This window comes from Streptomyces sp. NPDC054841 (assembly GCF_053611045.1).
The window spans coordinates 1-8,715 of sequence record NZ_JBSGZO010000366.1 but is presented as its reverse complement, the minus strand read 5'-3'; the positions used below and the strand labels follow the sequence as shown (position 1 = coordinate 8,715).

General features: G+C 72.8%; 6 protein-coding genes. 4 read left to right on the top strand and 2 right to left on the bottom strand.

Translation table 11 applies throughout. The features are described from left to right. Window positions 1-127 precede the first annotated feature (127 nt). Both gabT and ACWGI8_RS33305 read right to left on the bottom strand, forming a co-directional pair. Window positions 128-1,462 (bottom strand): 4-aminobutyrate--2-oxoglutarate transaminase, encoded by a 1,335-nt coding sequence (gabT, locus tag ACWGI8_RS33310; protein ID WP_453666655.1) that lies wholly within the window; start codon window positions 1,460-1,462, stop codon window positions 128-130. Between the two features lie 214 nt (window positions 1,463-1,676). Next, window positions 1,677-1,865: a hypothetical protein gene (locus tag ACWGI8_RS33305; protein ID WP_453666653.1), complete on the bottom strand. Its 189-nt coding sequence runs from the start codon at window positions 1,863-1,865 to the stop codon at window positions 1,677-1,679. On the opposite strand from ACWGI8_RS33305, the gene ACWGI8_RS33300 reads away from it, so the two are divergent. From ACWGI8_RS33300 to ACWGI8_RS33285, 4 genes are all read left to right on the top strand, one after another. Then, window positions 1,864-3,966, top strand: a complete 2,103-nt coding sequence (locus ACWGI8_RS33300; RefSeq protein WP_453666651.1) for an ATP-binding protein — start codon at window positions 1,864-1,866, stop codon at window positions 3,964-3,966. The two genes, ACWGI8_RS33305 and ACWGI8_RS33300, sit on opposite strands and share 2 nt — an antisense overlap. 211 nt (window positions 3,967-4,177) lie before the next feature. Continuing rightward, window positions 4,178-5,773, top strand: a complete 1,596-nt coding sequence (locus ACWGI8_RS33295) for a PucR family transcriptional regulator (RefSeq protein ID WP_453666656.1) — start codon at window positions 4,178-4,180, stop codon at window positions 5,771-5,773. A gap of 264 nt (window positions 5,774-6,037) precedes the next feature. Beyond that, window positions 6,038-7,015 carry an EamA family transporter gene (locus ACWGI8_RS33290; RefSeq protein ID WP_453666649.1) on the top strand — a complete coding sequence of 326 codons (978 nt, stop codon included), beginning with the start codon at window positions 6,038-6,040 and terminating at the stop codon, window positions 7,013-7,015. Window positions 7,016-7,144: 129 nt separating this feature from the next. After that, a complete protein-coding gene (locus tag ACWGI8_RS33285) occupies window positions 7,145-8,590 on the top strand; it encodes an aldehyde dehydrogenase family protein (protein WP_453666647.1) in 1,446 nt (481 codons plus the stop codon). Window positions 8,591-8,715 lie beyond the last annotated feature (125 nt).

The window sequence follows — 8,715 nt, the reverse complement described above, 5'->3', positions numbered from 1 at the left end:
CATCTGCAGAAACCGTACGACAGCGGGAGGGGGACCAACAGCCGGAATTCCATCCCGCCATCGGCCCCCCACATGTTCTTCACAGAGAGCGCGCGATTACTGGGGGTCACCCCCCCGGAACCGGGGCTCAGACGGCGGCGAGCGCCGCCTCGATGACGTCCAGGCCCTCGCTCAGCAGGTCCTCGCCGATGACCAGCGGGGGCAGGAAGCGGAGCACGTTGCCGTACGTACCGCAGGTGAGGACGAGCACGCCCTCGGCGTGGCAGGCCTTGGCGAGCGCGCCGGCGGCCTCCGGGTTGGGCTCCTTGGTGGCGCGGTCCTTGACCAGCTCGATGGCGATCATGGCGCCGCGGCCGCGGATGTCACCGATGATGTCGTACTTCTCCGCCATCGCGGTCAGGCGGCCCTTCATGACCTCCTCGATGCGCTTGGCCTTGCCGTTGAGGTCCTGCTCGCGCATGGTCTCGATGGCGCCGAGAGCACCGGCGCAGGCCACCGGGTTGCCGCCGTAGGTGCCGCCCAGGCCGCCCGCGTGAGCGGCGTCCATGATCTCGGCGCGGCCGGTGACGGCGGCGAGCGGCAGGCCGCCCGCGATGCCCTTGGCGGTGGTGATCAGGTCCGGGACGATGCCCTCGTCCTCGCAGGCGAACCACTGGCCGGTGCGGCAGAAGCCGGACTGGATCTCGTCCGCGACGAAGACGATGCCGTTGTCGTTGGCGAACTTCGCGATCGCCGGGAGGAAGCCCTTGGCCGGCTCGATGAAGCCGCCCTCGCCGAGGATCGGCTCGATGATGATCGCGGCGACGTTGTCCGGGCCGACCTGCTTGGTGATCTGGTCGATGGCCTGGGCGGCGGCCTCGGGGCCGCAGTTCTCCGGGCCGGTCGGCCAGCGGTAGCCGTAGGCGACCGGGACGCGGTAGACCTCGGGGGCGAACGGACCGAAGCCGTGCTTGTACGGCATGTTCTTGGCGGTCAGCGCCATCGTCAGGTTCGTACGGCCGTGGTAGCCGTGGTCGAAGACGACGACGGCCTGGCGCTTGGTGTACGCGCGGGCGATCTTGACGGCGTTCTCGACGGCCTCGGCGCCGGAGTTGAACAGCGCGGACTTCTTGGCGTGGTCGCCCGGGGTCAGCTCGGCGAGCTGCTCACAGACCTCGACGTAGCCCTCGTACGGCGTGACCATGAAACAGGTGTGGGTGAAGTCCTGCAGCTGCGCGGAGGCGCGGCGTACGACGGCCTCGGCGGAGGCGCCCACGGAGGTCACGGCGATACCGGAGCCGAAGTCGATGAGGCGGTTGCCGTCGACGTCCTCGATGATGCCGCCGCCGGCGCGGGTGGTGAACACCGGCAGCACGGAGCCCACGCCGCCCGCGACCGCGGAGAGACGGCGGGCCTGAAGCTCCTGCGACTTCGGGCCGGGAATGGCGGTGACGACGCGGCGCTCCTGCGGAATTGCGGTCATGAGGGCTCCTGGGGTGTCTTTTCGGACGCACTTCTTCTTTCTTCGCAGGCTAGGTCCGCGTCAGGGGGTCCGGCATGCTCCGTTCGGTAGTGGTGGGCGCGTGTCGTTTGTCCGTCACGGACATAGAGCAGCCGAGTCGTGCCGTTGCGGGGGACGAGCCCCGGACTCCCGGCCGGGGGAGGGGCGGGCGGGGGTGTTGCCGGGCGGGTCCGGGTCACTCCGCGTCACTCCGGGCACCCGGGGCCGGCGAGCCGGACCGGGACGTGCCGCCGACGCCCCGGAACGGATCACCGTCGCGCCGCAGCGGCTCGCGCACGGCGTACTCGCTGAACTCCCCGCCGATGGGCACTAGATTGACGGTGGCACAGACGCGGTCCTGGCTGGTCAGGGGGCAGGGTTTCATGGACACCGAAGGCACGTACGACGCACGCGGCACGCGGGCGGGCAGCGCCGGGAGCGCCCACCCGGTGCCGCGCCCCGCCGGACCCCCGCCGGTGCCTCCCACCGTCCCCCCGGCTCCCTCGCACGCGCCCGCCCCGTCCACCGGGGCATCCGTCGCAGCCTGGCTGCGTACACCCAGGCCCCAGGCCGACCCCGGTATCTGGCGGCTGGGGCACCGGCCGCGGCCGGAGCAGGAGCCGGAGGTGATTCCGGCCCGGCGGCTCTTCGCCGGCGCGCTCATCGCCCTGCTCACCGGCTGGCTGCTCTGGTCCCTGCTGTGGAACGGCTACCTCGGCCGCTACTGGCTCTGGCCGTTGCTCGTCCTCACCCCGGAGTCCTGGCGCGCAGACCCACCCCTGTGGGCCACGGCCAGCTACGTCTACTACGGGCTCGTCGGCGGCGGCCTGCTCGTCTTCTTCGCCCGCATCGGTCACGTGCCGGACATCTGGCACCGGTACGCACGCAGGCAGGAGGCCCCCGCCCCGCCGCGCCCGTCCAAGGAGGATCCCGCCGACTGGCCCGAGCTGCGTGCCGCCGGGCTCGACGAGGTGGCGCACACCCTCGCCGAGGCGACAAAGCGAGGCACGCTCGGCGATGTCGACTACGCCCGGATCCGCCGTGCCTGGCAGGGCGTACGCACCCGGCCCGAGCGGCTGCCCGCCTTCACCGACACCGTCCGTGCCGACGGCGCCGCCGCCTGCGCGCACCCCTCAGGCGCACGGGACCTGCCCGTCCGCACCGCCGCCCACGACCTCGCCACCGGACAGGTGCGCATCGGCACAGCCGCCGACCACCCCCGCAATCCCTACGCCCGCCGCACCACCGGCGTCGCCCTCGAGCCCGCCCTCCTCGGCACCTCGCTGCTCGCCGTCGGGCCCTCCGGGTCCGGGAAGACCGTGCGGCTCGTGCGGCCCGTCGTGGAGGCGATGTGCCTGCAGGCGCTCGCCAACCGGGCCGCCGTCGTCGCCGTCACCGCGCACGGCACCGCGCCGGCCCCCGACGACGCGTTCGACCTGGTCATCGCCCTCGGCAGGCCCGAGGCCACGCACGACCTCGATCTGTACGGCGGAACCGACGACCCCGACGAGGCCGCCCGGATCCTCGCCGAGGCGCTGGTCGGGGACCTGACGGTCGACAGCCGCCGGGCCGCGACCGCGCTGGCCCAGCTCATCGGGCCGTACCGGAGTGTCCACGACCACTTCCCGGCCGTGCCGGAGCTGCGTGAGCTCCTCGGTGGCGCGCCCGGTGCGCTGGACGAACTGCGCACCGCCCTGGAGGAGCAAGGGGAGGCGTCCCAGCTCCGTGAACTCGACGCGCGCGCACGCCAGTCGGAGCGCGCGGACGACGTCGGTGTGCTGCTGGCCGAGCGGATCGCGTTCCTCGACCGGCCCGCGTTCGCGCGGTTCTTCCGTACGAAGGAGCCCGGCCGGCAGTTCTCGCTGCGGGCCATCGAGCACCCCCTCCGGGTACGCGTCGACCTTCCCGAACGCGGCCACGCCGAAGCCTCCCGGATCATCGCCCGGCTCGTACTCGCCCAGTTCACCGAGGCCGCACTCGCACGTTCCGACCGCTCGCTCTTCGCCTGCCTGGTCCTCGATGACGCGACGTACACCGTCACCGCCGACTCGGTGAGAGCCGTGCAGCGGCTGCGCTCCGCGCACGCGGGCGTGGTGCTGGCGCTGCGCACCCTGGAGGACGTGCCCGAGACGCTGCGCGGGCCGCTGCTCGGCGCGGTGGGCTGCCGGATGGCGTTCGCGGGGCTCGCGCCCTGGGACGGCGGGCGGTTCGCCGAGACCTGGGGCACCGAATGGGTGCAGACCAGAGACGTCACCAACCGGCAGATCATCTCCGACGAGCCGCTGACCAAGGCGCTGCACTTCATGCGCCGTCTGGTGACCGGCAAGGCGGCCACCGCCGAGGCCGTGACGGTCCGTGAGGTCGAGCGGGAGCGCTGGTCGGCCTCCGAGCTGGCGCACTCCGTGCCCGCCGGGCACGCCGTCCTCTCGCTCACCTCGGTGCGCGGCGAGCACGCGCCGCCGCTGCTGGTGGACCTGCGCACCTGATCCGCGCACCCGGCTCGCACACCCGACCGGCGGGCCCGCCCCGCGCACCCGTACGACCTGGCAGAATCGAGGTATGCCGTTCGTACGGGACGGCAAAAAGCTCAGAAGCCCCGCTCAGCAGCCCGACGCTCAGAAGTCCACGGCCCCGGAGCCCGACGCTCAGCAGCTCCAGGCCCGGAGCTCTCATCCTCTGCCGAAAGTCCGCGGTCCCATGCCGGTCACCCTTGCCTCGCTCGTCCAGCACTCCGCGCTCAAGCTGACCGTGCGCGCCGGGGAGGACCGGCTCGGGACCCCTGTGCGCTGGGCGCACGTCAGCGAGCTGGCCGATCCCGTGCCGTACATGGAGGGCGGCGAACTGCTTCTCGTCACCGCGATGACGCTGGACGCCGCGGACCACGACGCGATGCGACGGTACGTACGCAGGCTGGTCGGCGCGGGTGTCGTCGGGCTCGGCTTCGCCGTCGGCGTCAATTACGACGACATCCCCGCCGCACTGCTGGAAGCCGCCGAGGAGGAGGACTTCCCGCTCCTCGAAGTACCGCGCCGCACCCCGTTCCTCGCCATCAGCAAGGCGGTGTCGGCCGCCATCGCCGCCGACCAGTACCGGGCCGTGACCGCAGGCTTCGAGGCCCAGCGGGAACTGACCCGCGCCGCGCTCGCCGAGGGCCCGGCGGCCCTGCTCGCCAGGCTCGCCGCGCTCGTCGACGGCTGGGCCGCGCTCTACGACGCGTCCGGAGCCGTCGTCGCGGCCGCACCCGACTGGGCCACCCGGCGGGCTGCCCGGCTCACCGCCGACGTGGAGCGGCTGCGTGAGCGGCCCGCACCCGCCAGCGCGGTCGTCGGCGGCACCGACGACCGGGTCGAGCTGCAGTCCCTGGGTACCGGGCGGCGGGTGCGAGGCGCGCTCGCCGTCGGTACGGGCGCACCGCTCGGGACGGCGGAGCGATACGCCGTGCACTCCGCCATCGCGCTGCTGACGCTCACGACGGAGCGTTCCCGCTCGCTGCAGGCCGCCGAGCAGCGGCTGGGTGCGGCGGTGCTGCGGATGATGCTGTCCGGGCAGCCGGACCACGCCAGGGCGGTCGCCGGAGATCTGTACGGAGAGCTGCTGGACGCGCCGTTCCGGCTGCTGATCGCCGAACCGGCCGGCGAGCCCGACCCGGCCGCCGAGCACCCCGTGCACGCGCTCGCCGAGTCCCTGGAGTCCGCCGCTTCCCGGTCGGGCGAGGCGGTGCTGACCGCGCCCGAGGGCGACGACCGGCTCGTCGTCCTCGCCGCCGACGGGGGAGCGGTCGTCCTCGAATGCGAGTCGTACGCGGAACGCGAGGCCGAGGAGGCGGGCGTCGTCGTCGGCATGTCCGCGCCGACCGGCCCGATCGCCGCCGCCGCGGCCTACAAGCAGGCCGAACAGGCCCTGTCCGTCGCCCGCCGGCGCGGCCGGGCCCTCGTCGAGCACGAGGAACTCGCGGCGGGGTCGGTGCTGCCGCTCCTCGCCGACGACGCCGTACGCGCCTTCGCCGACGGCATGCTGCGTGCCCTGTACGAACACGACGCGACAGGTCGCGGCGACCTCGTGGCCTCCCTGCGCGCCTGGCTCTCCCGCCACGGCCAGTGGGACGCGGCAGCCGCCGACCTCGGCGTCCACCGCCACACCCTGCGGTACCGCATGCGGCGCGTCGAGGAAATCCTCGGCCGCTCCCTGGACGACCCGGACGTCCGTATGGAGCTCTGGCTCGCGCTCAAGGCGACCGAAGGGACGGCGACGGGTCCGGGCCCGGGCCCCGGCCCGTCGCCGGTCCCGGAGTAGGCGCCCGCCCGTCCGGCCCTGCCGCGAGACGCGAGACGCGAGACGCGGGATGCGAGATGCGAGATGCGGGCGGGATACGGGATGCGGAAGAATTTTCCGGTTCGCTGCCCGAAGTCGGGCATAAAACATGGCAATTGACTGCTGAACTGCTTAGTGTCCTGCCTCGTGATCGGCACGGCGGGGAGGCACCCGGTCGTGCCCACAACGACGCCGCCCGTGCACCATGACGCTGCCCGTCCACACGGACGAGGACGAGAAGGACCCATGACGCAACCCGATGCCCGCACCGGCGCCACCGCGGCTGCCTCTGCCGAAACCGCCGCCGAAACCACCGTCGCAGACACCGCGCCGGGCCGCCGGATATCCGGAGCCGTCTGGGCCGCGCTCGCCATCGTGTACGTCGTCTGGGGGTCGACGTATCTCGGGATCCGCGTCGTCGTCGAGACGATGCCGCCGTTCCTTTCCGCAGGCGCCCGCTTCATCACCGCCGGACTGCTCCTCGCCGCGATCATCGCCTGGCGTCAGGGGCCGTCGGCGCTCAGGGCCACCCGCGCCCAGCTCGCCTCCGCCGCCCTCGTCGGCCTGCTGCTCCTCCTCGGCGGCAACGGGCTCGTCGTCCTCGCCGAGACCGCCGTGCCCTCCGGACTCACCGCGCTGCTGATCGCCGTCGTTCCGGCCTGGGTCGTCGTGCTGCGCAGGGCCTTCGGCGAACGGCCGGGCGTCGGCGCGTACAGCGGCGTCCTGCTCGGGCTCGCCGGGCTCGCCGTGCTGACCCTCCCCGGCCTGAGCGGTGCCGTACAGCTGTGGGGCGTCCTCACCGTGATCGCCGCGACCCTCATGTGGTCGGTGGGCTCCTTCTCGTCCTCGCGCATCCCCATGCCGGCCAACCCGTTCGCCGCGAGCGCGTACGAAATGGTCGCCGGCGGCTTCGGCTGTCTGCTCGTCGGCCTCGGCCGGGGCGAGCAGCACGGCTTCGTGCTGGCCGATGTGTCCGCCCGGTCCTGGACCGCCCTCGCCTATCTCGTCGTCTTCGGCTCGCTCATCGCGTTCACGGCGTACGCCTGGCTGCTGCACTCCGCGCCGCTCTCGCTCGTCGCCACGTACGCCTACGTCAACCCGGTCGTCGCCGTACTCCTCGGCGCGCTGGTCCTGAACGAGCGGCTGACCTGGCCGATCGCCCTCGGCGGCGCCGTCGTCGTGGCGGGCGTGTGCCTCATCGTCAGCACGGAACGCCGCCGCTGACCTGCGCACTCGCCAAAGCGGCAAGACCGCCCCGCCAACCACTCCAGCGCGGACAAATCACGATTCCGGTCCACCGCCCTACCGTGTGAAGAGAGGAAACCCACTACTTCGGAAGGGCCGGACCCGCACATGACTTCCAGCCACGCCTTCTGGCTCGCCGGCCGCCAGGCCACCGGTGAGACGACCTTCGACGTGACCTCCCCCTGGGACGGCCGTCTCGTCGGCACGGTCGCCGTCCCGACCGACGCTCAGGTCGAGGAGGCCGTGGCCGCCGCGCACGCCGTCGTGGACGAGTTCGCGGCGACCCCGGCCCACGTACGCGCCGCGGCCCTCGACCACGTCTCCAGGCGTCTCGTCGAGCGCACCGAGGAGATCGCCCAGCTGATCTCCGCCGAGAACGGCAAGCCCATCAAGTGGGCCCGCGGCGAGGTCGGCCGTGCCGTCTCCGTGTTCCGCTTCGCGGCCGAGGAGGCCCGTCGCTTCAACGGCGGCGAGGCCCAGCGCCTCGACACCGATGCCGGCGGCCAGGGCCGTCTCGCCCTCACCCGCCGCTTCCCGAAGGGCGTCGTCCTCGGGATCGCGCCGTTCAACTTCCCGCTGAACCTGTGCGCCCACAAGATCGCCCCGGCCATCGCCGTCGGCGCGCCGATCATCCTCAAGCCGGCGCCGGCCACCCCGCTGTCCGGCCTGATCATCGGTGAGCTGCTCGCCGAGACCGAGCTGCCCGCCGGCTCCTGGTCCGTGCTGCCGGTGCCGAACGACAAGATGCCCGCCCTCGTCCAGGACGAGCGCCTCCCGGTCATCTCGTTCACCGGCTCCGACAAGGTCGGCTACGCGATCATGGACTCGGTGCCGCGCAAGCACTGCACCCTGGAGCTCGGTGGCAACGGCGCGGCCGTCGTCCTCGCCGACTTCGCCTCCGAGGAGGACCTGGACTGGGCGGCGACCCGTATCGCCACCTTCTCCAACTACCAGGGCGGCCAGTCCTGCATCTCCGTGCAGCGCGTGATCGCCGACGCCTCCGTGTACGACCGGCTGCTGCCGAAGATCGTCGCGGCCGTCGAGGCCCAGGTCACCGGCGACCCGTCCGACTCCGCCACTGACGTCGGCCCGCTGGTCAACGAGGACGCCGCCAAGCGTGTCGAGTCCTGGGTCGGCGAGGCCGTCGAGGCCGGCGCCCAGCTGCTCACCGGCGGCAAGCGCGACGGCGCCTCCTACGCGCCGACCGTCCTCACCGGCGTGCCCGCGAACACCACCCTCGCCTGCGAGGAGGTCTTCGGACCGGTTCTCACCGTGCAGAGCGTGGACGGCGAGGCCGAGGCCTTCGCCGCGGTCAACTCGTCCAAGTACGGCCTCCAGGCGGGTGTGTTCACCCGTGACCTGCAGACCGCCTTCCGCGCCCACCGCGCGCTCGAGGTCGGCGGCGTGGTCGTCGGCGACGTCCCGTCCTACCGCGCCGACCAGATGCCGTACGGCGGCGCCAAGCAGTCCGGTGTGGGCCGCGAGGGCGTGAAGTACGCGATGGACGACTACACGTACGAGCGGGTCCTGGTCCTCACCGGCCTGGCCCTCTAGGGAGTGTCTTCAAAGTAGCGTCGTCCGCCCGAAGGGCGGGCCCGGCGGCGTCTGGTGCTGGGGGCACCTCCCGTGCCCGAAGGGCTACGGGGGAGATCGCAAGGCGGAGGATGGAGTCCATGCGG

What these genes read in the sequence shown, in the direction of transcription:
- gabT (WP_453666655.1), bottom strand. Translation starts at nt 1,462, where the DNA reads ATGACCGCAATTCCGCAGGAGCGCCGCGTCGTCACCGCCATTCCCGGC.
- ACWGI8_RS33300 (WP_453666651.1), top strand. Translation starts at nt 1,864, where the DNA reads ATGGACACCGAAGGCACGTACGACGCACGCGGCACGCGGGCGGGCAGC.
- ACWGI8_RS33305 (WP_453666653.1), bottom strand. Translation starts at nt 1,865, where the DNA reads ATGAAACCCTGCCCCCTGACCAGCCAGGACCGCGTCTGTGCCACCGTC.
- ACWGI8_RS33295 (WP_453666656.1), top strand. Translation starts at nt 4,178, where the DNA reads ATGCCGGTCACCCTTGCCTCGCTCGTCCAGCACTCCGCGCTCAAGCTG.
- ACWGI8_RS33290 (WP_453666649.1), top strand. Translation starts at nt 6,038, where the DNA reads ATGACGCAACCCGATGCCCGCACCGGCGCCACCGCGGCTGCCTCTGCC.
- ACWGI8_RS33285 (WP_453666647.1), top strand. Translation starts at nt 7,145, where the DNA reads ATGACTTCCAGCCACGCCTTCTGGCTCGCCGGCCGCCAGGCCACCGGT.